Below are 1,408 nucleotides of genomic sequence, written 5' to 3'. Positions count from 1 at the left end.
GCCTGTTTCAGAGCCTGTGTCTTCATGATATCGGTATAAGCGGATCCGTTGTCAAAAGGATTGATTCCCTGCTTCACACCGTCCTCATTGATATATTCCAGCATCTCGATTCCAAGATCTTTGGCTGTCTTGTCACGAAATTCGATCATTTCCCGGAATTTCCAGGTTGTGTTTACATGTAAAAACGGGAAAGGTGGTTTTTCCGGATAAAAGGCTTTCAGTGCGAGATGAAGCATCACTGAGCTGTCTTTTCCGATGGAATAAAGCATAACAGGTTTTTCGCACTCTGCTGCCACTTCCCGGATGATATATATTGCTTCTGCTTCCAGTTCATCTAAATGTGATAATCCGCTCATAGTTCTACTCCTGTACTAATATTTATTGGAATTTCGCCGGTCAACGCTGATGACCAGTTCACTGCCGTCAGATCTGGTGATGTTCCAGTTGAGGAGATCACCTTTCTGGGTAACGTTCATGGTTCCACCCATGCCGCCGATGTCTGCGCCAAGATAAAATTCAATAGCTCCCATCTTACATTCCTTTACGCAGGAAACGCAGCCCCAGCAGTTCTTCGGGTATTTCATGACCGCTTTTTTGTCTTTGATCTGGATCAGGGTGCCAGGACATACTTCCTGACATTTACCGCAGCCGACACATCGGTCTTCACGAATTCGTATGCTCATAAGTATCCCCCTTTACCAGATCCCTGAACAGAATGCGGATCTTGCCGTCTTCCATTCTGGAATTTACGTATTTTTCAAAATTCTGGTCTGTTTCCGGATGATCGAGATTCTCATTGAAAGAATGCCATCTGGTTTCTTTTCTGTTTCTGAGGTGTTCGATCAGCACCTGACAGACGAGAAGTCTTTCTTTTAATTCGTATGCAAAAAGAAGTTCATGCATATCTTCTGCACCGACCTGATCGGCAAGTTCACTCAGTCTTACAATCTTTTCTTCTGCAAGATCCAGCTTTTTCTCATTGAACTGATAGTTGCTGGCGATTCCGCCTGCGTATTCGTCCATGACTTTCTGCATGGCTTCTTCCAGTTCGTCGATGGTAAACAGACCGTTCTGTGCCTTGCGGATCTTTTCGTAATCTTTAATGATCGTCTGTGCCTGTTTTTCGATTTCGGATGTTTCTTCGTTATGATCATCTTTTAACTGTTCGATGATCGCGAGAGAGGCGATCTTGCCCTCTGCCAGAGCACCGGTCACATATTTCTGAGGACATCCGCCTGCCACATCACCGGCTGCATAAAGTCCGTGAATGGTGGTTTCTCTTCTGGTATCTACCCAGAAACCGCTGGCTGTATGACCGCCTACGATGTACGGCTCGGTTCCCTGGATCTCTACGTCCTGTTCGCTTGGCATCTTACCGCTCTCGATCCATTTGAGGGTCTGGCTCGGT

2 protein-coding genes and 1 pseudogene are annotated in these 1,408 nt (G+C 46.0%); all 3 read right to left on the bottom strand.

Features of this window, described 5'->3' with window-relative positions:
* Positions 1-356 (bottom strand): phosphoadenosine phosphosulfate reductase domain-containing protein (locus WMO75_RS19535; RefSeq protein WP_349078849.1); only part of this gene is annotated, 356 nt, incomplete at its 3' end.
* A gap of 15 nt (positions 357-371) precedes the next feature.
* Positions 372-683, bottom strand: coding sequence for a 4Fe-4S dicluster domain-containing protein (locus WMO75_RS19530; RefSeq protein WP_022213499.1), 312 nt, complete (start codon positions 681-683; stop codon positions 372-374).
* A pseudogene (locus tag WMO75_RS19525) lies at positions 664-1,408 on the bottom strand (adenylylsulfate reductase); the annotation flags it as partial. The pseudogene WMO75_RS19525 and the gene WMO75_RS19530, both read right to left, overlap by 20 nt.

It is taken from the genome of Blautia intestinihominis (assembly GCF_040096655.1).
Classification (GTDB): domain Bacteria; phylum Bacillota; class Clostridia; order Lachnospirales; family Lachnospiraceae; genus Blautia_A; species Blautia_A intestinihominis.
Note: the sequence above shows the minus strand (reverse complement) of the source record. Positions and strands in the feature narration are given on the sequence as shown.

What these genes read in the sequence shown, in the direction of transcription:
- WMO75_RS19530 (WP_022213499.1), bottom strand. Translation starts at nt 683, where the DNA reads ATGAGCATACGAATTCGTGAAGACCGATGTGTCGGCTGCGGTAAATGT.